We start from the raw sequence: 21,535 nt of genomic DNA, 5'->3' as shown, positions 1-21,535 counted from the left end.
CCCCGCATGGGTCGAACGATGGATGGCGTTCATGAGCTCACTCCCACGACCGTGTCGCCATGCAGCGCCTGGCGCACCGGCCACGATTGCCACAGCCACAAAATCTCCGAGACGGCGAGCAGCGCCACGACCACGAGCAATGCCATCACGCTCCATCGGCTGACCGTCGGCAGCTTGCGCGGCGCGATGTGGGACAGGGTGTTCGTATAGGCGGACTCGGCCACCACGCGATCGCGCCCGCCCAAATCGGCGCGGCGCTGATAGATGAATTCGTAGAGTTCTTCGCGATAGCTGCGCAGGCGCGCATCGGCCGCCTCGCCCGCGCCGCGGAAGCGCCCCTGAAAGCCCATCGCGAGCGCGAACAAGTACAGCCGCGCGATATCGCGGCGCGACGGCTCGCGGTCCGACAGCAATTCCTCGATCTTCTTGAAGACGAGATCGCCGGCGATGTTGGTGCGAAAGAGCGCCGATTCGAGCAAGTAGGCAGTCCAGCGCTCGCGCCCCGCCCACTGCGTGTTGAGCAGCAATTCGTCGGCGATGACGGCTTTGAGGTAGCGCGCGTCGGCCACGTTCTCGATGTCGAAGCGCGTGCTGTCGCGGCGCGACTGCAGCGTCTGAATTTCGAGCACATTCAGCAGATGCCGCGACATGCCCTGAGCGGCCTGCTCCGCGTCGGTCTCGGCCGCTTCGGAGAAACGGCGCTGTGCCTTGACGAGCTCGTCGAGGAACGCGCGAAACTGCTCCATCGCGAGGTCGTTCTCTTCGGTTTCAATACGGGTGCGTGCCATCTTGGTGTCCACCGTCAGTCTTTCGTGAACAACAGCATTTCCTGGGGCCGCTGCGCGCTCGCCCCTTCGTTCGGATTGCTGATGACAAATGCCTCGCCGGCGCGTACGAGCGCGGGATCGGCCTCGACCTCGAACAGCAGGTAGCCCGAACCCGAGCGGATGCCGAGTTCCTCGGCATACTCCACCGCGCGGCGCGAAGCGCCGAGCACGCGCCGGTTGCGCAGCGACGCGTAGGCCGATTCGGAACCGATCACCGCGCCGTCCATCCAAGCCAGCAGATCGCGATCGGATTGGCCGCGCAGGCCCAGCACGAGCCGTCCTTCCACCCACGGCGCCTGCAAGACGATGTCGAACATGTCGTTGCCGAAGTGGAACTTGCGTTCGCGGTAGCCCTCGCTAACCTCGGCGATCGCCTCGCGCAGCGAAGCGATCAGCGGCGTGAAAACGGCAAGCGGATCGGCGTGGTCGTAGTCGGGCGGCACGGGCGGCAAGCCGCCGGGCGCGAGCATCGAGAGCGAGCCGTGCAGCGCGGCGAGCGCATGATAGAGCGCGAGCGGATGCAGATGCGGCGTGCGCAAGATGGCTTCCGCGAGCGGCAGCGCCGCAAGCAGGCTGCGCAATCGGTCCTTCAGCTCGAGCTGCGTCAAGCGATCGTCGGCTTTCGACGAAGGAATGGCGGTCTGGCGCGCGACGAACGCCGCCTTGCCGCGGACCTGGCCGAGCAACGCGGCGACCGCCGTCCACAACGGATTGTCGCGCGAGACTTCGAGCAGCGGCGGCTGCCGCTCGCCCAGCTTGACCATCTCGTTGTCCTTGTACACGGTGCCGAGGCACAGCGAGACGAAGCGGCCGGACGGCACGTCGCCCGCCTCGAGCGCGAGATTGGGCACGAGGCGCGGGATATCGGCCGTCGGCGCACCCGATGTGTCGTCTTCGACTGGGTCTCCCGCCACCGAACGAAACCGGCGCATTTCGGCCTCGCCGCGCATCGACGCGGCGACGGGCAGCGTGAGATAAATCGGCAGCGTCTCGGTGGCGAGCCGTTCCGCGAACGGGGCGAGCGAGCATTCGAGGCGGCCGAGCTGAGCGAGCTCGGCGGCATAGGACACTGCCGTGCCGTCCGGCATGATCGCCTCGAGCGCGAGCACGCGCACGATGCCCGCTGCCAGCAAGCCTTCGTCGAACACGAGGCGGCGCACGCCCCAGCTGAACGGAGCGGCTGCCAACGTCTGCCAGGCGACGAGCGAATCGACGCGCGCGCCGAGCAGCTGAAAGTGCTGCGGCGCGAGCAGCATGCCCTCGAACCACTCGACGCGGTCAACGACGGGAACGAGCCGATCAGGCATGACGGCACCTCGCGCTGCGGGGAATGGCCCGGCCGCACGGCGGTGCGGAGCATCGGGAATCGAAAGCACTGCCAAGTTCTGTCATTTCACACTCGAAACGGAAAATGCGTTGTCGCCGAGCTGCACGACGAGCCGGCCGTTGAAGCGCTCGACCCGCACACGATAGGCACCCGGCCCCGGGTAGTCCGCGAACACGAAGACGCCTGCCACGCGAGGCCCGCGCAGCTTGTCTCCCGGCACCACGAGCCGCTGGCCGGGCACGAGCTCCCAGCTCTGATAGTGAAGCGAATCGGGGAACGTGGCGGCGAGATCGCCGCGCACGGTGAACCATTTCGAAGCGGGCAGCTCGGCGACGCGGGCAAGCAGGGTCTTGTCCGTCACGAACACGACGTCGACCGCGATGGGGCTGTCGTTGTTCGCCTGGTCGCTCGCCGCGAGCGTCATCTCGTCCCACTTCACTTTCTCGCCCGACGGAAACAGCACCGAGCATCCGGCGAGACCCGCAAAGCACAGCACGGCCGCGCACGACGCGGCCCAGCGCCGGATGCGCGCCGTCTCGCCGCGCGCCGCGCACCTCGTCTCGTGCGCGCACGCATCCGCATCGCGCGGTGTGCCGCCATGCACGTGCAGAGGCTGTCCCGCAGAGCGTCGCCAGTCCGTCATCTTGCCCCCACTCCTATACCCATCACTACGATCAAAGAAGCCGCCACGAGCGCACAGCCCGCCACCACGGCAAGCTGCGCCCGCGTAAAAGCGAGGCGCACCATCACCGAATCGCCGTATGGTGCCTTCTGCTGCAACGGCGCGGCGGCCCGGTCGGCCTGCAAGCCCGCCGACGCCAGGGCCACGACCGTGCACGTGGCGAGCAGGCTCAGCAGATTGCGAGGCCCGTCGCAAATCAAATCGATCGCAACGAACAGCACCAAGGCGGCCTCGACGGGCAGCCGCAGCACCGACAAAGCGATCCCCGCGGCGGCGATGCCGCTGATGCCGTTGCGGCCGGCCGACGCGAAGGCGGCAACCGAGGCGGCGACGGCGATCATCACACAATCGCCGAAACCAAGCGAGTGACCGTACAAGTTAGCGACGAACGACGCAACTAACGCGAAATACAATGCCGAGCCGGCGCGCAAGAATACCGCGCCGAACGGCACGACCAGTTCCGCCACGCCGCGGCTCAAGCCGAGCTTCGCGCTCATCGCTTCGATCGTATGCGGAATCGCGGCCGTCGCCGTGCCGGCCGTGAAGCCGACCAGCATGGGCGCGCGCAGACATGCGACGGCGCGGCCGAACGAGACGCCCGTCCGTGCGGCGATCGCCGTCAGCGCGATGCACGACAAGACGGCCGCCGAAATTAGGAAGACCGAGATGAAACCGCTCATCGCCGAAAGAATCTCTTTCGGCGTGTGCGCGACCAAGTGGGCCGCCGTGCCGAACACGAGCACCGGCAGCAGCAGGTTCGCATAGTCGATCAGCGCTTCGAGCGTGCGATAGATGCTTTCGAAGATCCCGTTGAGCACCCTCGTCTGTTCGCCCGACAGCGCGGCGAACGCCATGCCGAAGAAGATCGTGCACGTGAGGATGCCCAGCGCGCGGCCGCTCGCGAGCGCGCTGTAGAAGTTGTCGGGCACGACGTCGGCGAGCGCGAAAAGGTGATCGGCCGCCCCTTGCGCGCCTTGCGCGAACAAGGCCATCTTCAACTCGCCCGCGTCGCCGCTGCTGCCGAGGATCAGCCGGCCGAGCTGCGCATGCGCGGCACCGGAGATGTGCTGTCCCGGCGCCGCCGCTACGCCGGCCACCGTGCCGGCGAAGCCGCACAGCAAGACGAGCGCAATCGCGAGCATCAGCATCGTGCCGATGCGCATGCCGGGGCGCGGCAGGCCCATCAGCTGGCGCAGCCCGAAGAACATCGCCACCACGAGCAACGGCACCGCCGCCATATTGACGATCGAGATATAAACCTGCCCGACGGCATAGGCCGCCTCGCCGACCGGCTCGGCGAACGCACCCGCGACGCTGCCCAACAACACGCACAGCAGCAGGACGAGCGCGGAATTGGGCAGTTGTCTGAGCTTGTTCATAGGGGCCGGTTCCAGCCGTGCGCGAGCGCGTAGGACACCGTCGCGCGCGCGAGCTCGAGCGTGCTGTCGATGGTCGGGATCGGCGGGGCGCTCATCTGCTGCGCGGCGAGCGGCAGCTCGGTGCAGCCGAGGACCGCGACCTGCGCGCCCTGACGGGCGAACCAATCGAGGGCGAGCGCAAGATGCTCCGTCGATGCGCCGATCTTGCCCGCCTTGACGTCGGTAATGCAGGCGTCGATATGGTGCTGCGTGGCGGCGTCGGGCTCGACGGATTCGAACCCGCGCGCGGCGAGCATCCGCTGGTAGAGCCCGGAATGCAGCGTGCCGCCCGTCGCCAGCACGGCCACGCGCCGCACGCCGGCGGGCAGCGCCGCCACGCTCGCCTCGGCGATGTGGATGATCGGCGCGCGGCTCTCGGCGCGCATCTCGTCGTACCAGTGATGCGCCGAGTTGCACGGAATGACGATCAGCTCCACTTCGTTGCGGTTCAGCATGCCGATGCCGTGCAGCAGCGCCGGCAACGGGCTTTCGCCGTTGCCGAGCAACGCTTCGGAACGATCGGGAATATGCGGCAGATGCACGACCAGCATCGGCAAATGTTGTTGGTCGCGCGACGCCCCGGCCGAACTCGTCAACGCGATCAGCCGCTCCATGAAATCGACGGTGGCCAGCGGGCCCATGCCGCCGAGGATGCCTATCAGTGCCATGGCGGGTCCTAGAGCTTCAGCGGCCGGGGGCAAATGACCGACACGGCAGCCGTATTGCCGATGACGAGGATCAGCGTGCGCAGCATGTCGCACAGCGGATCGACCGCGAGAAACAGAATGAACGCCGCTTCGAAGGGCAGGCTCAGATAGACGCAGGTCATGCCGATCAGCGACACCGTCACGAGGCCGGTCATGCCGGCCGAGGCGAAGCCCGCGAGAACGGAGGCCAGCAGCACCGTGCTGACCTCGACCACGCCGAGGTGCCGGCCGTAGAGCTGCGCGATGAACAGGGTCGCGCAGACGTAGTAGACCATCGGCCCCACGCGCAGCAGCGACACCGTGAGCGGCACCATCAGTTCGACGCGCGAGCGGGCGAAGCCGAGGCGGTCGACGAGGCTTTCGATCATGCTCGGCATGCAGGCGGCGCTGTTGCGCGTGGCGAGCGCCAGCGCGAACGGAGCGCGCAGGGCATCGAGCGTGCTGGCCAGCGAATTCGCCGAGCGCTTCCAGATGATCGTGGCGGCGAGCACGAGCAGCAGCACCGCGACGACGAAGAATGCGATGACGAACTGCAGCATCGCATGCAGCGGCCCTACCCCGGACTTGCCCAACTGCGCCGCGCTCATGCAGAACAGAATCAGCGGCAGCGGATAGCTGAGCCAGTGCATCAGCTTCTGGCACGCGTGGTAGACCGTCTCCAGCGCCTGGCTCAGCCCCACGGAGATGCGCTCCGGCACGCGGCCGACGGCGAGGCCGAACAGCAGCGCGAACACGAGCGCCTTGAGCGCGTCGCCGCTTGCGAGGGCCGCGAAAATATTGCTCGGCACCATGCTTTTCAGCATGTCGGTCAACCCGACCGTCTTCGGCACGGTGTCCGTCCCGTACAGGCTCATCACGGTCTCGTTCGAACCCGAGCCGTCGCTGCCGACCATCGCGCCGAACGTATGCATCGTCGCGGTCGAGATGTTGGCGCCGGGCCGCATCGTCAAGAGCACGATGGCGCCCACGATCGCGACCGTGGCCGAGGCACCGAGGATCACCGCCACCACCCGTACGATCAGCCGCGACGTCCCGCCGTCGCGAAACAGACGCTGCAGGCTGAAGATCACGGCCGACACCATGAACGGCAAGGTCGTCATCTTCAGCAAGTTCACGTAGAGGTCGCCGATCACATCGAGCTTTGCCGCCATCATGGGCAGCAATAAGCCGAAGGCGCTGCCGAGCGCGAGGCTGCCGATCACCACCCACGGGTTCACAGCAATGGCATAAAGCTTTTTCGTATTCATCGTCCGGTCTCCGAAATGCGCCCTCGGTCTTTCATGTTTTAGTTATCGGTTGCTTGAAGCAATGTCTTCACATCGAGCTTGTTGCTGCGTTCCGCCAGGAACTGATTGACGAACGAGAGCAGCGCGGGCGTGGACACATTGACGCCGATCGCGATCGGATCGTCCAGATCGTCCAGCGTCACGACGCGCAGCTTCAGCGACGCCGTGGGATCGCTCTTGAGCACATGCTTGACTTCGAATTCGTCGCGATACGCGGCCGTCACCTCGCCCTTGTCGAGCCCGGCGAGCAGCGCGTCCCAGCTCGGATACGCCTTGACCTTCGCATTCGGGAAGTTGGTCTGCACGTATTGCGAGTAAGACGAGTTCATCACCACGCCGATCGTGCTGTCGTACGAACGGATCACCTCCGGCGCGGGACGGCCGTGAGCGACCTGGGCAAAGTTGATCCGGTTGAGCAGCAGCGCGCGATGCAGGCGGACATACGGCGTGCTGAAGCTGATGATCTCGGCGCGTGCCAAGGTGCGCGACAGCTTGCTGATCGCCAGGTCGGCCTCGCCGTTCGCGAGCAGGCTGACGACGTCGTCGAACGTCTTCGCATCGCGATCGAAGCGCACCTTGACGCCGAGCTTCGCCGCCAGTTCGTCGGCGAGGTCGACGTCGACGCCTTGCAGGCGGCCGTTGCGCGTTTCGAAGAACGGCGGCTGATCGACGCCCAGCATCGCCACCACCAATTCGCCCCGGTTCACGATGCGCGCGAACTCGGGGGCGAGCAAGCGTCCGTCGGGCATACGCACGAGGCCGGTCGGCGTGACCGCTGGCGGGGCGCTGGCCGGCGACGCAACGGCCGGCGCGGGTGCCGGCTTGCCGGCAGCGTGCGCGGCGCTCGCCGCACCGAAAAGCCCGAAGCTCATCGCGAGCGCGGCGGCGGCGATGCGGCCGGCCAATCCGCGCAGCGAACGCGCCGCGACATGCCGCCTGTGCGAGGTGTGACCCGAAGTGTGAAGCGTAGGCATAGCGATTACCGTTAGCAGTTTCAAGAAGCGTTGGAAGCCGGCGCGACGGACGCGGCTGCGCCCGAACTCGCCGGCAAGGGCGTACGTTCGCTCACGACCGGGCCGCCGGAGGCCGTCGCGGGCACATCGGCGGCGGGCGGCGAGGCATAGCGTGCGCCGATCTCGACCCCGAGCAGGAACAGCAGCACGCACAGCAGCAGAACGCAGCACGCCGTGATCGTGGCCATTCGCGCGGTCATGGAAAACACATAGGGCATTGCGAGTCGTCCTCAGGGCACCATGGTGGTGAATTGCGCCGGCGCGACGATCTGGATCACGCCGCCCCAGTTGCACATCAATTTCGAACTGTTCTGCAGCGCAGGCTGACCGCCGACCAGCACCGTCGGCGAACCCGGCGCCCACGGCGCCGCCGTGGCCGGCACGCACGGCATCGGCGTCAATACGCCGAGCGCCGCCGCGGTCGCGGCCGCGACTTCCGGGTTGGCCGGGCAGTTGCACATGCCGAACGGCATCACGTTGACCATCGGCGCGTTGTCCATGATGGTCGCGGCCGGCGCGCCCGACATGACGCACGGCGTCGGCAGCACGTTCAGCGACGAAGGCGCCACGCCGAAACTGCATTGCAACATCGTGCCGGTGGTGACCAGAATGCCCATCGTCAGCCCTTCACCCACTTTTCGAAATTCGCGACCATCTTCGGCAAGCCGCCCGCCGCACCGGCCACGGGCGCGTCGACGCTGCGCCACGCCTCCACCGGCTTGCCGTTCGCGTAGCGGCGCTCCGCGCTCACCGCGCCGTCCGCGTCGAAGCGGCGAGCGGTTCCGTGCAGCAAGCCTGCGTGATACGGCAGGCTCTGAACCAAGCTGCCGTCCGCGGCGTACTCGCGCGTCTCGCCCTCGAGCACGCCCGCCCGGTAGCGCACGCGGCGCACGACGACGCCTTCGTGCAGATGGACGGCTTCTCCGTCGAGCTTCCCGGCCACATAGGGAAGCCGCGACGTGACCTGGCCCGACGGCGCGTAGGCCACGGTCTCGCCCTGCAGCACACCGGCCACATACCGCTGCCGCGCGGACACGCGGCCGTCCTGATACAGCGTCGTCACGCCGTGCTCCTTGCCGTCCGCGTAATGCGCCTCTTTCACGGGCACGCCCGGCGGGTCGAACGCGTGCATCGGTCCCGACAACGCGCCATGCGCGTACTGCGCATCGAAGGTCGGCGTGCCGTCCGGCATGCATCGCGTCATCGGTCCGTGCGGCACGCCGTTCAGCATCGACGTGCGCCCGATCACGGCGCCGCTCGGATCGCGCTGCTCGACCACCTCGCGAGCGTCCGCCGCCGCCGGCACGGCCGGGGCAAGCGGTGAACTCGTGAGTTTCGGATCGGACATGGCGGTCTCGGTTAGGTGGGCTGGATAGGCTCGGTGGGCGATAGCGTTGGCATCGGCGTTGGCGTTGGCGTTGGCGTCAATTGATCTTCACCATGCCGCCCTTCACGGTCAGCATCCCGCCGCCGTCGACGGTCGCCGTCGCCGATGCCTTGGCCTGCACCTCCAGACCCTGAATCGTCAGCGTGGTGCCCGCCTTGTTCTCGAGCGTGGTACCCGCCTGATTGGAGAGCGACGTGCCCGCTTGGATGGCCAACGACGTACCCGACTTGAACGTGATCGACCCACTCACGTCTATCGTCAAATTCCCGCTCACCTTGAGCGTGTAGTCTCCCGTCACGTTGTGCGTGAACTTCCCATGATTCGTATGCGTCTCGTCCCCGGTCACGTCGAGCGAACGCGTGCCCTTGACCGTGTGCGTCTCCTTCCCCGTCTGCACGTCGACGGTCCGGTCGCCCTTCTGAACCGTGAGCGTCTCGTTGCCCGCGATCACCGTCGTGTCGAGGGCATTCTGGATCGAGACGTTCATGTCCTTCTGCGCGTGAACATAGAGCTCCTCGCTGCCGGTCTTGTCCTCCATGCGGATTTCGTTGCCGGCGCTGCCGCCCTTGGACGAACGCGACATGATGGTGCTGCGCGTCTGCATCGAGGGCTGCGCGTAGGGGAGCGTGCTCGATTGGTTGTAGACGCTGCCGGTCACGAGCGGACGGTCCGGATCGCCGTCGACATAGCTCACGATGACCTCTTGCCCCACGCGCGGGAGGAAGAAGTGCCCCCAACCATTGCCGGCCACGGTCTGCGCGACGCGCACCCAGCAAGACGTGTTCTCGTTCTGGGTGGTCGAGCGGTCCCAATGAAACTTGACCTTGATGCGCCCGTAGGAGTCGGTCCAGATCTCCTCGCCCGAAGAGCCCGTGACCACCGCCGTGTGGTTGCCGGCGACGACGGGCCGCGGGGTAACGAGCGGCGGACGGAACGGCACCGTCGAGGGGAACACCACGAATTCGTTCGCGTAGACGTCGTTCGTCGCGCTGTGCTCGACCGCACGCGCGACGTAGGTCGTATTGACCGCGCTGTTGGGATGGCCGCCGAGCGTGAAGCTCGAACCGGCCGTGAGTGCATAGCAGGCGCTCGTGCCGCGGCCGGTCTCTTGGCCGACCTGCTGCGCGGCGAGCCGCAGATCCGCGGTATGCGCGCTGTCCGACGCCTCGGCATAGCGCCCCGGAAAGGTGTAGCGCGTGCCTTTGGTCACGCCTGCCGCCGCCGACGAGGTCGCCGTGGAAACGGTCGCCGACGTGAAGTCGTAATCGGCCACGATATGCGTGTTCTCGGTCAGTCCGGTGACGAGTTCGAACGCGCTCACACGCTCCGATGCGCTATGCGCCACCGAATCGCTCGAAAACCACAGTTGCGAGGCATTCGCTGCCGGCTGGTGCACGGACGGGCTGTCCGCCAACACCATCGTGTGGGTGCTGTCGTCGAACGTGAAGAAGTAGAAGATGCCCTCTTCTTCCATCAGCCGCGACACGAAATCGAACGGGCTCTCGTCGTATTGCACGCAGTACTCGCGCGCCGCGTAGGTACCCGTCGTGCTCTGCTTCGTCGTGATGTTGAACGGAGCCAGCACCTTCTGGATGATGTCGAGCACACTGAGGCTCTGATAAATCACGCGGTCGCGGCCCAGTGTGGCGAGCCACAAAGTCGGGGCCAGCGCCGCCGAATAGTATCCGTATGACGCGTCGGCGCCGACCTGCGTGAAGCGCGTGACGATGCCGTTGAAGTAGCGCGCCGCCCCGCCGGACGACTGCAGCGTGACGGTCGCGCTTTTCCCGACGATCGACGCGGCCGAAAGCGCGGTGTTCGCCGAGCGCATGCGCAGCTCGAAATGGAACAGCTCGGAGATCGCCTCGCGGCCCGAGAAGCCCTCCAGCAACAGCACGTCGGCACCGAACGGCGTACTCACCGAAAGAAAGCTGCCTTCTTGAACGGTCGTGACTCCGAGCATGTCAGACTCCGTCTCCCGCCGTGAAGCTGAACGCGAGGCCGCCCGTAGGCGTGAACGCTAGATGCACGGCGTCGAACGCTTCGGCCACGGAGATCCGTTCGAGCACCTCTCTCGCAAGCTCGGGCAGCACGATCTGCGTGAGGATGTGATCCACGTTGCGCGCGCCGCTGTCCACTTCCTTGCAGCGCTCCGTGATAACGCGCGCGAACTCGTCGTCCCACGTCAACTCGGCGTGATGATTGCGCGCGAAGCGCTCCGCGAGCCGGTTCAGCTTCAGGTTCACGATCGCGGCGATCTGCGCGTCGCCAAGGTGGTAGTACGGCACGAGTACCAGCCGGCCGAGAAAGGCCGGGCTGAACTGGCGCAGCAGCACCGGGCGCAGCCGCTCGATCAGTTCCTCGGGCGGCGGCCGTCGTCCGCCTTGGGACGCTTCCGTAATGACCTCCTGAGCGGCGTTCGAGGTCAGCAGAATCAACGTGTTCTTGAAGTCGATCGGCACGCCTTCGCCGTCTTCCATGACGCCTTTGTCGAACACCTGGAAGAACAGCTCGAGCACGTCCGGATGCGCCTTCTCCATCTCGTCGAGCAGCACGACGCTGTACGGACGGCGCCGCACGGCTTCGGTCAGCACGCCGCCGCGTCCATAGCCGACATAGCCGGGCGGCGCGCCCTTGAGGCCCGATACGCTATGCGCCTCTTGGAACTCCGACATGTTGACCGTGATCATGTTGCGCTCGCCGCCGTAGAGCGTGTCCGCAAGCGCGGCGGCCGTTTCGGTCTTGCCGACGCCGCTCGGCCCCACCAGCAAGAACACGCCGACGGGCTTGCTCGGATCGTCGAGATCGGCGCGGAACGTGCGCACGCGCCGCGCGATGGCATCGAGCGCCTCGTCTTGTCCGACGACGCGTTCGGCCAGCTTGTCGTGCAGATAGAGCACCGTATGCAGCTCGTCGGCCAGCATGCGGCCGACGGGAATGCCGGTCCAGCCCGAGATCACCTCGGCAACCATCGCCGAATCGACGTACACCGGCACCATCGGTTCGTCGTTCTGCACCGCTTCCAAGCCCTTTTCGAGGCGGCCGAGATTGGCCAGCAGCGAATGGGCGTCCTCGCCCTCCTCCGCCGGCTCCTGCGCCTCCACCTGCCGCGCGATCTTGCGCCGCCATGCGAGGATTTCATCCACCGCGCGCTGCTCGGTTGCCAATTTGTCGGTCAGCCGCCCATGCTTCGAGCGCTGCTCGTCGAGCTGCTTGGTCAGCGCGGCGATCGCATCGGCGTGATCGGCGCCCGTCGCAGCCTCGTGGCGAAGAATGCGCAACTGATTCTCGCCCGAGTCGAGCGAACGACCGAGCGCCTCGATGTCCTCCGGCACGCCGCTTTGTCCGATCGCCACGCGCGCGCAGGCCGTATCGAGCACGCTGATCGCCTTGTCCGGGAGTTGACGTCCCGAGATGTAGCGATGCGAAAGCTTGACCGCGTCGCGCACCGCTTCGTCGACGATCTCGACGCCGTGATGGTGCGCGAGCTTGGGCACCATGCCGCGCAGCATCTCGATGGCGACCGCCTCGCTGGGCTCGTCCACCTTGACCACTTGGAAGCGGCGCGCGAGCGCCGGATCGCGTTCCACGTACTTCTTGTACTCGGCCCACGTGGTGGCGGCGATCGTGCGCAGCTCGCCGCGCGCGAGCGCGGGCTTGAGCAAGTTGGCCGCATCGCCCTGGCCTTCGCTGCCGCCGGCGCCGATCAGCTGATGCGCTTCGTCGATGAAGAGAATCACGGGGACCGGCGACGCCTTCACTTCGGCGATGACCGACTTCAGGCGATTCTCGAACTCGCCCTTGATGCCCGCGCCGGCTTGCAAGAGCGCGAGATCGAGCGAGCGCACAGTGACGTTCAGCAGCGCGGGCGGCACCTGGCCTTGCACGATGCGCTGGGCGAACCCCTCGACCACTGCCGTCTTGCCGACACCGGCTTCGCCCGTGAGGATCGGATTGTTTTGACGCCGCCGCAGCAGCACGTCGATCAGTTGGCGGATTTCCAGATCGCGCCCGTAGATCGGGTCGATCGCGCCTTCGCGGGCCAGCTCCGTGAGGTCGATCGTGTACTGCGCGAGCGCCGATCCGCCCGGCCCGCCGCCGGCCGCCGACGGCATCGCCGGCAGCGGAGATTTCCCGGGGGCCGCGCCGCTTGCGGCGGCGCCCGCGGCAGGCGCGGCGGCCGGGCCGCCGTCTTCGTTCGAAGCGGCGAGCACGGCCGGCAGCGATTCGCGCAGCGTCGCCCGCGGAATCTTCAGCAGCGAGGGTGCGGAATCGATCAGCAAGCCGCGCAGACTATCGACTTCGAGCAGCGCCAGCAGCACCGTGCCCGAGCGGATCTGCTGCTGCCCGAGCAGCATCGAACTCAAGAGCCAAGCCTCTTGAAACAAACGCGAAAAATTCGGCGACAGCGCGGGCGTGCGGCCGTTGCCTCGTTTGAACTGATCGACGGCCTTCTGCAACTGCCCGCCGACATCGGCGGAGGCGACCTCGAAATGTTCGAGAATGACCCGCAGGTCGGGCGCGTCGGATTCGAGCAGTTGCAGCAAGAAATGCTCGACGTCGACGTTGTAATGCGTTTGCCGCACGCACAGCTGCGCCGCCAGCTCCATGGCGTGCTTGCATGCCGGATCGAGCCGGCTCACCAACGTGCGAATGTCAATTTCCATGATGGCTCGGGCGCGTTACGCATTCGATGAGTGCCATGCCGCCGAGGACGGCGGCATGCGCAGAGTGAATCGGGCGGGTGCAAGCGGAGTCGGAGTCGAAGACGCAGCGCGCACGGCAGCCTTGGCGTCCGTGCCGGGGTTCGCGTTCGGGGCGCTTCGTGCACCGAGCCATGACGTCCAGCCGAGCCGGACCGCGCTCCCGCCGCCGACGGCGCAGGCCGCGGCGCGAGGCGCCGGCCGCAGCACGACGTGAACCTCGAGATCCTGCTCCAGATACGATTGCACGAGCCACGCGGTCAGCTCGTGCAGCGCCCCGCCGGGCAATAGGGCTTCGAACTGGGCTCGCGGCAGATCGACGAATTCGATGCGGATCCCCGCTGCCTGATCCCAGCACCGCCGTCCGACCACGGCCCTGCCGTTCAACCGCGCGGCCGTCCAGCCAAGGCCCGAGACGCGCGCCGAATCGCGCGCGTCGAGATCGCGCCAGCCGCCGACGAATTGCCCGCCTTTCACCGCCACCCCCAGCCGGTCGGACAGCATCGCCAGCAGGCCCGACATCGAGCGCGGCGCGCCGCCGAGCAGACCGGCATGGCGCAGCCAGCGCCGGGCGCCGCCCGGCCCGCGCTCGCCGGCACGCAGCCCAAGATTGCCGAGCGCATCGAGGCAGGCGGTCAGCGCCGCTTCGTCGGGCGCGCGCCCGTTCAGTCCCGGTGCATGCTTCTGCCGGCTGCGATACAGAAACGACAGGAAGCGATGGTTGAAGATGTCGAGAAAATCCGACATCGCCGTCTCGCGCGCCGCGCGCCGCATCAAGAGCCACTCGGTGAACGGCAGCGGCAGCGGCCCGCTCGCGCCGGCGAGCGTCATCGCGGCGGTGCTCACGGTATACGTGGCGCGATCGCCGCCCGCCTTCTGCTTTTGGCTGCGCACGCTGCGGATATCGCTGGGCTCGAACGCGAGCGACACGTGGCCCGCGAAGCGCACCGCCTCGTCCGTCCCATCGCCCGTTCCGACGGCGCGCGCCCACGGCTGAGCGCGCTCCAGAATATGAATGGCCTGGAACAAGTCGAAGTCATGAGGACGAGCGAGAAGCCGCGCGATCAGAGCAGCTGCTGGCAACCGGTCATCGGTTCCCATTGCTTCCATATCTCATCTCCACGGCAAACCACGAGCCGGACGAAGGAGTTGACCGACGCGCACATTGCGAAGAAGCGCGCGAGCACGGCGGCCATCAACAGCGGCGAGCTGCCCACGTACGCATCCGCGTCGAACTCGATGTTGACCTCGGTGCCGCGGCAATAGCCTCGCCACGCGTCGGTGCCGACATGAGCGGTCACGTGGCGCGCGCCGATGCGGCTGATGCCGCGAATCTGATCCTGCTCGCGCAGGCCGTCCGACGCGAACAAGCTCAACATCTCCTGCAACTCGACCCTGGCGTTCGGACCGCTGACGAGCGAGTAATAGTTGCGCGTCAACAGCGACACGAGCCGCCACAGCGTATCGCTGCCGAGCGGCGGATCGCGCGGTGCGGTCGGCTCGTAGAGGCACCGCACGCGCGCATTGCGCGAGACCCGCTCGACCAGCATGCGGGCGCCGATCGGCACATGCTCGGCAAGGCGCCGGTTCGTGCAGAGCACGTTCGCGTAGACGACCGGAGAAGCCGGATCGACGAAGTTGTGGCCCGCGTCGACAAAGCTCAGATACGTATCGACGCCCGGCACGTTGCCGCGCATGCTGTGCTCGCGGCGGGCGAACCAGAACGTCGATTGCTTTTCGGGGCCACCCACATCCATGCGGTCGACCGCCGTATAACCGGGCAGCACGATCGCGCGGTCCGCGACGGGATCCGAAGCGATCACGGAGACGATCGAATGGATCTCCGTGATCGCCTCGCGCTTCTGCTCGGCGACGAGACGGTGCTCGTAGCGGCGCCCGTCCACCACGAGCGGTTCGGTGGTCTGCGCGAACAGGTTGACGATCGGGGTGCAGCCGAGGCGGAAATGCTGCGCGCCGATGTGCGTGAGCGCGCGCGGCATCCGGTCCAGCTTCAAGACGATCTCGCAGCTGCGTCCGCTGCCGAACGCGCCGGCCGGCACTTCCAAGTCGAAGAAGTGAAATTTGCGCGCAAACGCGAAATATTCCTGCAGCAAGCCGTAGGCCGGGTGCGCATGGGCGGGCAGCGGCAGCACGCGGTCCTCTTCGGCGTACCCCACTTCACGCCACGCCGACTGTGAAAGGCGCACGCGCGGCGCGCCCTCGGGTTCGAGCCACACGCTGGAGACGCTCGATACGAGCAGCTCGTAGAGCGGCATCGTGACCATCCAGTCGCCGTGCAGATGCAGCCTGAGCGTGGTCACTTCGAGTTCGGAGAAATCGACGCCCGGCTCGCAATCGAGGCGAAGCCGCAGCGTCGCGTCGTCGCCGAAGTGGGCATCGCCGATCACGAGCGGCCACAAAACGGTTTCCCACGCGGTGCGGAAACGGCACGCCTCACCGCCTTCGGTGAGCGCCGACAGCCCCGTATGGCGCGGCACCCGAAAACCCGCCGTCACTTTGCCTTGCGTCGGATCGAGCTCGAACTGAGCGACGGTCATCGAGGGCACGCTCTGCGCGAGCGACGGGCAGACATTCTCGAGCAGCGCCGAGGCGATTTGCGGAAATGCCTGGTCGAGATCGCGGTGCACGCGCGCGGCGAGAAACGCGGTGGCTTCGATGAGGCGCTCGGTGTGAGGGTCGAGCGACTCCGTGCCGTGCAGCGCGAGACGCGCCGCCACCTTCGGGTAGCGCTCGGCGAAGTCGGCCCCCTGCACGCGCAGGTAGGACAGCTCGCGCTTGTAGTACTGAAGAATGTCGTCTGGCGCCATGTCGGTCAGCAATCGTCCGGGTCGTCCTGGCCCACGCCAGCACCGGCCGCCAATTCGAAAAACACATGTTCGACCGAGCGCTCGACGCGAATGTCGCCTTCGACGACGAGCATCGCATCGCGGCCGTCCACGCCGTGGAAGTCGAACTTCACGGCGACGTTGGCAAGCCTCGGCTCGAACAGCGCGATCGCGCGGCGCACCGCCACGAGGATCGCATCCCGATCGGCGCCCGAGCGCAACGATCGTTCGGAAAAATCCGGCACGCCATAATCGAGCACGCCGCATTCGCTGCGGGTGAATTCGGCCATCGTCAAGCGCGAGCGCGCATTGAGCAGGCGCGACAATTCCCGCGCCACCGATTCGCGCAGCGCACCCTCGCCTTCGAGCCAGGCGTCGGCATTTTCGACGAGGCGCTCGAACAGCGGCATCGGGTAGCCTTGGCGCATGGTCGACATAACGTAAGCCTTGGACGAACGACAACGCGGCGCGCCACCTTCGGGCGGCGCGCCGCGATCACTTCATTACGACACGCTGACCGCCTTGTTCGCGGCCAGATCCCAGCCGAACGACGCATTGCCCTTCTTCGTCGAATCGCTGTTCTGCTGCGTGTACTGCGACGTCATCTGCGTGAAGTGGATCGTGATCGAATCCGACATCTCCGAGCTGCCGCCGCCGGTGCTGATATGCGAGATCATCGAGTTCGTCAGCACGTACTTCATCAGCAGCATGAACTTGCCGCCTTCGTTGCGGCCGATCGAAATCGTCGCGTCGCCGAGCTTCGTGCCGGCCGCGCAGGCCGCGTACAGGGCGGGCGTCGCTTGGTCCGTCGCCTTGCTGATCGAGAATTCGCTGAAGCTCGGGCGGCCCATCGTCCGTTCCGTGTTGGCCGTGTCCGAGTTCATCGGCATGCTGACGCTGTGGCTGAACGAATAGAGGATGATGCCGTCGGCGTAGCCGTCGATGAGCGAGTTGCCCTTGATGTCCTTGAACTGCAGGATGACTGTATCCATGTCTGATCCGAATCGGTAAATGGCGAAAAGGGCGGCGGCGCCTTGGCGCACGCCGCGCGTTCATACGTCGTTTGCCGTCAGGCGGCGGCCGCCGGCAGGTCGGCCACAAGCCGGATCGAAGCCGTCAGGTCTTCCATCTGGAAGTGCGGCTTGATGAAGCAGGTGGCGCGATACGAGCCGGGCTTGCCGGGCACTTCCGTCACGTCAACGCGTGCCTCGCCGAGCGGGAAGCGCGCTTTCTGCTCCTGCGACGCCGACGGGTTGATCAGCACGTAGTCGGAGATCCAGTTGTTCAGATACGCCTCGATGCCGCCGCGCGTCTGGAAGCTGCCGATCTTGTCGCGCATGATGACCTTCAGATAATGCGCGAAACGCGACGCGGCCAACACGTACGGCAGGCGTGCCGACAGTTGGGAGTTCGCATTGGCTTCGTCCTTGTTGTACAGCACCGGCTTGTTGGTCGTCTGGCCGCCGAAGAACGCCGCGAAGTTCGAACCCTTCGAGTTGACGAGCGCGATGAAGCCCAGATCGCTGAGTTCCTTCTCGCGGCGATCGGTGATCGTCACCTCGGTCGGGCATTTGAGCGCGACGTCGCCTTCCGACGTCTTGTATGCGTGCGCGGCGATACCGTCCACCTTGCCGCCGCCTTCCACGCCGCGGATCGCCGTCGACCAGCTGTACTTCGCGAACGCATCGGTAATGCGCAGGCCCATCTGATAAGCCGAGTTCGCCCAGAGGTACTTGCCGTGATCCGTGCCGTCGACGTCTTCCTCGAAGTTGAACGACTCGACGGGCTTCGTCTTCGCGCCATAAGGCAGACGCGCGGCATAGCTCGGCAGCACGAGCGAAACGTAGCGCGAATCCTCGGAGTCGCGGAAGCTGCGCCACGTCGCGAGTTCGGCGCTTTCGAAAATCTTCGAGAGGTCGCGCGTCACGCCGAGATCGGTGAACGACTTCAGATCGAACAGGGCCGGAGCGGCCGCGGCGATGAACGGGGCGTGGGCGGCAGCGGCCACCTTCGAGATCCGCTCGAGCAGCGCGACGTCCTGCGGATGCCGGCCGAACGTGTAATCGCCGATCAGCAGCGAGTACGGGTAGCCGCCGAACGTGCCGTATTCCTCTTCATAGACCTTCTTGAAGAGCACGCTCATGTCGTGATCGACGGCGGTCTCGAGGTCCTTGAGCAGTTCCTTCTTCGTGACGTTGAGCAGGCGCAGCTTCAGGCGCGTGCTCGTCTCGGTGCCGAACACCATGTCGTGCAAGCCCGTCCACGAAGCTTCGAGCGCTTGGAAGTCTTCGTCGTGCATGATCGCGTTGAGCTGATCCGTGAGCAGCTTGTCGATCTCCGCGACACGCTCGTTGATCATCGCGACCACGCCCTTGTCCGGGCTCGTGCGCATGCCTTCATCGAGAATCTGCGAGGCGAGCTGGCCGATCAGCTTCTTTGCATAGACGCCCTGCGAGGGTTCGACGGCCATGTTGCCCTCGAGCACGATGCGGTCGAGCAGGCTCAGGTCTGCATTCGTCGTGGCGCCGGCGGCCGACGATTCGACGGCGGAATTCGTTTCCATCTGGTAGTCCTTTGTGAGTTCGTTGCATCAGCGACTACGGGCGCGTTGCCCGCGTCGCGCCGCTCATGCCGCCGGTGCGTCTTCGGCCGCCGGTTCGCCGGCTGCCGGCGCCGCCGCGGGAGCTGCCCCGCCGGCGTTCGCTTCGCTCTGCACCTTCTTCAGCTCTTCGGAGCTCTGGACGATGCGCTCGAGGATCGAATCGAGTTCGTCGTTGCCGTCGAGCTTGCCGAGCAGGTCGCGCAACTGCTGGCGCGCTTCGAGCAGCTTCGCGAGGCGCGGCACTTGGCGAACGATGCTCTCAGGATGGAAATCGGCGAACTGCTTGAAATTCAGTTCGACCTTCAGATTGCCTGCGCCCTTCATCGTGTCCGGCACCGAAATATCGAGGCGCGGCGCAACCTTGCCCATGATCTCGTCGAAGTTGTCGCGATCGACCTCGACGAAGCGGCGCTCCTTCAGCTTGGGGAGCGGCGTGGCCGGCTGGCCCGAAAGATCGGCGAGCAAGCCGACGACCAACGGCAACTCGCGCTTTTCCACTGCGTCGCCGATCTCGACGTCATAGGTGATCTGGACGCGCGGCGGACGATTGCGCCCGACCCACTTCTGCAAACTATTGGACATGGTCCCCTCCGGATTGAAAACACGAACACGCAATCTAGGTAGCCGCGTGCACGGCGCTTCGCGATGAAATGACTCGGATTCGTAGGGGGGCGGGTGCTGCGAGACGGGGAAAGGACATCACCCCTGAAGATGCCGGAACGAGACGCGAGACGAGACGAACCGATAGGCCGCTGCTCCGCGCCGATTCTCAGCTACAACAATGAACCGGCACGCCCCCCGACCGCACGCCAATTCACTGCCGAGGCGAGCGTGCGCCGATCGACGCCACGCATCCTCGTGATGAGTCACTCAAACGGTCGACGTTCGACTATCCGTGGGTTATCCCTGTGTTGAAAAGCTTATGTGGTCCGATGTACTAAACAAAGCAATACTTTTCTGGCTTCTTTGAGGCCGGACTCTAGCATAGAAAGTTTAAAAAGTGTTGAGCGCGCAAGGCATTCCGGGCATCCGCTTTTGGCGCCGCCGCTCATGATCGATCCCGAGTAAGGCGATGAAATGTTTGCCACCGATGTCAGAGCGAAATTACGTGCAAACCCTAATTGCGAACAGCCGAACCATCTACTATACAAGTCTGTCTTGAGGCCGCGCTCTTCGTACGAAGAATAAGAATTGGCTGCTCATTTTCCTTTTGCCGGTGAAAACGGTTCCATCCTCCCTCACGAATATTCCCTATCAGCATTGTCTTTCATTTCAATGACACCGGCATTGAGGCGGCATCGCCGCTGAACTGCGCACCCTTCGTCCTCGGATGCGGCTTTCCTTTCATTGATTGCAACATTCACAATCACGCCCTATGCTGCGATCCCAAGTTGCGGCAGCGCTCCGCTCACTCAGTAAAAACCCTAATTAATAATACTTTATCGCCTTATTAACGGGGAATACCCATGCCTGCATTTACCTCGCCTGTATTCACGGTGTTTAATCACGGAACCTGTGCCAGCCGTGACGGCCAAGGGGAAATCGTCGCGGAATTCGGCCGCTTGGCCGCGGGCGTCGAATACCGGGACTTTCTCATCTGCGACGGGCCCGGCAGCAATCCGACCACGAGCGCAATCCCAGGGCAATTCAATCCGTTCACGCGCGACAAGCAAGCGAAATCGTTCTTCGGCAACAAGGAAATGGGACACACCCATCACAATTGGCAAGCAACCGGTGTTATGACGGGTGCAGGCTGGGACGATAACGTCATGCATGCCGTCGCGACCATCGCGGAACTGAATCCCGCCCCCAGAACCATCAATATGCTTGGGTGGAGTCGCGGCGCGGTGACCTGCACGAAGCTCGCGTACAAGCTTCGAGAGATTTTTCCGGATATCGCGGTCAATATCTTCGCGGTGGATCCTGTCGCGGGCATCGGGAATAAAGGTGACGACGACACCAGCACCATCCGTGGAAACGTAAGGAATTATTTAGCCGTTCTGTCGATGCACGAGACCAGGGGGTTTTTTAAGCCTCAGGATATCAAGCGGGTGACGTTTACCAACACAGGAACGAACGCAATATACGTGCCATTCCCAGGAAATCACAGTGGCCAGGTTAATCTCGACAAAAGCGTCAAGAAAGAATTAGGTGAATCCGCACAGATGGTCTGGTTCCTCGCATGGAAATTTCTCGACCATTTCGGGACACGGTTCACTGCGCCTCCCTCACTCGATTACGACGGGCTCGAGCAATGCAACCTATACGCGAAGATGAAGGCCAAGATGCCAGGGTATAAAAATACGAGTCCCGGTTTCGGCGGGGCTTTTCTCGGCGCAAGAAAGACTCGGGATTTCCTCAATAATCGAATCGATCAATACGTCAAGTTTTCGGATTTTTTTATCAGCGAGCATCATCGGCGCATCTTCAAACGGACCCTGCCCGCGCTTTACATGTGGGTCTTCGAGAACCAGGGAAGCGACAACCGGGCGGTCATGCAGGACTTCAAGAAAGCCGCGTTTCACACGGCGCTCAAACAGTCGCTGGTCGACATCGGCTTTCAGACCACGCGCTTGAGCGGGGTCCCCACCGTATTGCTTCCGCTGCGCGGCGGTGGCCAGCAGGCGGTGGAGATCGCCCCGCAGCAGCTCACGGCAAGCATGTCGAGCATGGGGCTTTACGTTTGAGGTTCGAGGTTCGATGCCGCCCCGCAAGCGGGGTTAAGGCGCTGAGATAG

At 65.2% G+C, this 21,535-nt stretch carries 19 protein-coding genes; 1 reads left to right on the top strand and 18 read right to left on the bottom strand.

What is annotated here, in order from left to right:
• Positions 1-29 precede the first annotated feature (29 nt).
• From DWV00_RS26690 to tssB, 18 genes are all read right to left on the bottom strand, one after another.
• Positions 30-788, bottom strand: a complete 759-nt coding sequence (locus DWV00_RS26690) for a DotU family type IV/VI secretion system protein (protein WP_115536700.1) — start codon at positions 786-788, stop codon at positions 30-32.
• 14 nt (positions 789-802) lie between these two features.
• Positions 803-2,134, bottom strand: a complete 1,332-nt coding sequence (gene tssK, locus DWV00_RS26685) for a type VI secretion system baseplate subunit TssK (protein WP_115536699.1) — start codon at positions 2,132-2,134, stop codon at positions 803-805.
• A gap of 81 nt (positions 2,135-2,215) precedes the next feature.
• Positions 2,216-2,797 (bottom strand): hypothetical protein, encoded by a 582-nt coding sequence (locus DWV00_RS34725; protein WP_245965053.1) that lies wholly within the window; start codon positions 2,795-2,797, stop codon positions 2,216-2,218.
• Entirely contained in the window at positions 2,794-4,215 is a 1,422-nt protein-coding gene (locus tag DWV00_RS26675; protein WP_115536626.1) for a dicarboxylate/amino acid:cation symporter, read from the bottom strand. The genes DWV00_RS34725 and DWV00_RS26675 overlap by 4 nt, the downstream gene beginning before the upstream one ends.
• Positions 4,212-4,922, bottom strand: coding sequence for a cysteate racemase (cuyB, locus tag DWV00_RS26670; RefSeq protein WP_115536625.1), 711 nt, complete (start codon positions 4,920-4,922; stop codon positions 4,212-4,214). Before cuyB ends, DWV00_RS26675 begins: the two co-directional genes overlap by 4 nt.
• Positions 4,923-4,930: 8 nt before the next feature.
• Entirely contained in the window at positions 4,931-6,208 is a 1,278-nt protein-coding gene (locus tag DWV00_RS26665) for a dicarboxylate/amino acid:cation symporter (protein WP_115536624.1), read from the bottom strand.
• A 38-nt stretch (positions 6,209-6,246) separates the two neighbouring features.
• Entirely contained in the window at positions 6,247-7,221 is a 975-nt protein-coding gene (locus DWV00_RS26660; RefSeq protein WP_115536623.1) for a substrate-binding periplasmic protein, read from the bottom strand.
• A gap of 20 nt (positions 7,222-7,241) precedes the next feature.
• Entirely contained in the window at positions 7,242-7,448 is a 207-nt protein-coding gene (locus tag DWV00_RS26655) for a hypothetical protein (protein ID WP_245965052.1), read from the bottom strand.
• 42 nt (positions 7,449-7,490) lie between these two features.
• Positions 7,491-7,877: a DUF4280 domain-containing protein gene (locus DWV00_RS26650; RefSeq protein ID WP_115536621.1), complete on the bottom strand. Its 387-nt coding sequence runs from the start codon at positions 7,875-7,877 to the stop codon at positions 7,491-7,493.
• 2 nt (positions 7,878-7,879) lie between these two features.
• Positions 7,880-8,608, bottom strand: a complete 729-nt coding sequence (locus DWV00_RS26645; protein ID WP_181885597.1) for a toxin-antitoxin system YwqK family antitoxin — start codon at positions 8,606-8,608, stop codon at positions 7,880-7,882.
• Between the two features lie 76 nt (positions 8,609-8,684).
• Positions 8,685-10,610: a type VI secretion system tip protein TssI/VgrG gene (tssI, locus tag DWV00_RS26640; protein ID WP_115536620.1), complete on the bottom strand. Its 1,926-nt coding sequence runs from the start codon at positions 10,608-10,610 to the stop codon at positions 8,685-8,687.
• Position 10,611: 1 nt separating this feature from the next.
• A complete protein-coding gene (gene tssH, locus DWV00_RS26635) occupies positions 10,612-13,314 on the bottom strand; it encodes a type VI secretion system ATPase TssH (RefSeq protein ID WP_115536619.1) in 2,703 nt (900 codons plus the stop codon).
• A 15-nt stretch (positions 13,315-13,329) separates the two neighbouring features.
• Entirely contained in the window at positions 13,330-14,460 is a 1,131-nt protein-coding gene (gene tssG / locus DWV00_RS26630; RefSeq protein ID WP_115536618.1) for a type VI secretion system baseplate subunit TssG, read from the bottom strand.
• Positions 14,415-16,178, bottom strand: coding sequence for a type VI secretion system baseplate subunit TssF (gene tssF / locus DWV00_RS26625; RefSeq protein ID WP_115536617.1), 1,764 nt, complete (start codon positions 16,176-16,178; stop codon positions 14,415-14,417). The genes tssG and tssF overlap by 46 nt, the downstream gene beginning before the upstream one ends.
• Positions 16,179-16,183: 5 nt before the next feature.
• Positions 16,184-16,633 (bottom strand): type VI secretion system baseplate subunit TssE, encoded by a 450-nt coding sequence (tssE, locus tag DWV00_RS26620; protein WP_115536616.1) that lies wholly within the window; start codon positions 16,631-16,633, stop codon positions 16,184-16,186.
• Positions 16,634-16,699: 66 nt separating this feature from the next.
• On the bottom strand, positions 16,700-17,188 hold the full coding sequence (locus DWV00_RS26615) for an Hcp family type VI secretion system effector (RefSeq protein ID WP_115536615.1): 489 nt from the start codon (positions 17,186-17,188) through the stop codon (positions 16,700-16,702).
• Between the two features lie 77 nt (positions 17,189-17,265).
• Entirely contained in the window at positions 17,266-18,759 is a 1,494-nt protein-coding gene (gene tssC / locus DWV00_RS26610; RefSeq protein ID WP_115536614.1) for a type VI secretion system contractile sheath large subunit, read from the bottom strand.
• A gap of 63 nt (positions 18,760-18,822) precedes the next feature.
• Positions 18,823-19,380: a type VI secretion system contractile sheath small subunit gene (tssB, locus tag DWV00_RS26605; protein WP_115536613.1), complete on the bottom strand. Its 558-nt coding sequence runs from the start codon at positions 19,378-19,380 to the stop codon at positions 18,823-18,825.
• An 884-nt stretch (positions 19,381-20,264) separates the two neighbouring features.
• Here tssB and DWV00_RS26600 point away from each other — a divergent pair.
• On the top strand, positions 20,265-21,485 hold the full coding sequence (locus DWV00_RS26600) for a DUF5621 domain-containing protein (RefSeq protein ID WP_115536612.1): 1,221 nt from the start codon (positions 20,265-20,267) through the stop codon (positions 21,483-21,485).
• The last annotated feature ends 50 nt before the right edge of the window (positions 21,486-21,535 follow it).

Origin of the sequence: Trinickia dinghuensis, assembly GCF_003367175.1 — a bacterium.
GTDB classification, from domain to species: Bacteria; Pseudomonadota; Gammaproteobacteria; order Burkholderiales; family Burkholderiaceae; genus Trinickia; species Trinickia dinghuensis.
The sequence above is the reverse complement of the archived record's forward strand: the minus strand, read 5'-3'. Positions and strand labels throughout refer to the sequence as shown.

Coding starts and splice junctions, on each gene's coding strand:
- DWV00_RS26690 (WP_115536700.1), bottom strand. CDS start 788: ATGGCACGCACCCGTATTGAAACCGAAGAGAACGACCTCGCGATGGAG.
- tssK (WP_115536699.1), bottom strand. CDS start 2,134: ATGCCTGATCGGCTCGTTCCCGTCGTTGACCGCGTCGAGTGGTTCGAG.
- DWV00_RS34725 (WP_245965053.1), bottom strand. CDS start 2,797: ATGACGGACTGGCGACGCTCTGCGGGACAGCCTCTGCACGTGCATGGC.
- DWV00_RS26675 (WP_115536626.1), bottom strand. CDS start 4,215: ATGAACAAGCTCAGACAACTGCCCAATTCCGCGCTCGTCCTGCTGCTG.
- cuyB (WP_115536625.1), bottom strand. CDS start 4,922: ATGGCACTGATAGGCATCCTCGGCGGCATGGGCCCGCTGGCCACCGTC.
- DWV00_RS26665 (WP_115536624.1), bottom strand. CDS start 6,208: ATGAATACGAAAAAGCTTTATGCCATTGCTGTGAACCCGTGGGTGGTG.
- DWV00_RS26660 (WP_115536623.1), bottom strand. CDS start 7,221: ATGCCTACGCTTCACACTTCGGGTCACACCTCGCACAGGCGGCATGTC.
- DWV00_RS26655 (WP_245965052.1), bottom strand. CDS start 7,448: ATGGCCACGATCACGGCGTGCTGCGTTCTGCTGCTGTGCGTGCTGCTG.
- DWV00_RS26650 (WP_115536621.1), bottom strand. CDS start 7,877: ATGGGCATTCTGGTCACCACCGGCACGATGTTGCAATGCAGTTTCGGC.
- DWV00_RS26645 (WP_181885597.1), bottom strand. CDS start 8,608: ATGTCCGATCCGAAACTCACGAGTTCACCGCTTGCCCCGGCCGTGCCG.
- tssI (WP_115536620.1), bottom strand. CDS start 10,610: ATGCTCGGAGTCACGACCGTTCAAGAAGGCAGCTTTCTTTCGGTGAGT.
- tssH (WP_115536619.1), bottom strand. CDS start 13,314: ATGGAAATTGACATTCGCACGTTGGTGAGCCGGCTCGATCCGGCATGC.
- tssG (WP_115536618.1), bottom strand. CDS start 14,460: ATGGAAGCAATGGGAACCGATGACCGGTTGCCAGCAGCTGCTCTGATC.
- tssF (WP_115536617.1), bottom strand. CDS start 16,178: ATGGCGCCAGACGACATTCTTCAGTACTACAAGCGCGAGCTGTCCTAC.
- tssE (WP_115536616.1), bottom strand. CDS start 16,633: ATGTCGACCATGCGCCAAGGCTACCCGATGCCGCTGTTCGAGCGCCTC.
- DWV00_RS26615 (WP_115536615.1), bottom strand. CDS start 17,188: ATGGATACAGTCATCCTGCAGTTCAAGGACATCAAGGGCAACTCGCTC.
- tssC (WP_115536614.1), bottom strand. CDS start 18,759: ATGGAAACGAATTCCGCCGTCGAATCGTCGGCCGCCGGCGCCACGACG.
- tssB (WP_115536613.1), bottom strand. CDS start 19,380: ATGTCCAATAGTTTGCAGAAGTGGGTCGGGCGCAATCGTCCGCCGCGC.
- DWV00_RS26600 (WP_115536612.1), top strand. CDS start 20,265: ATGCCTGCATTTACCTCGCCTGTATTCACGGTGTTTAATCACGGAACC.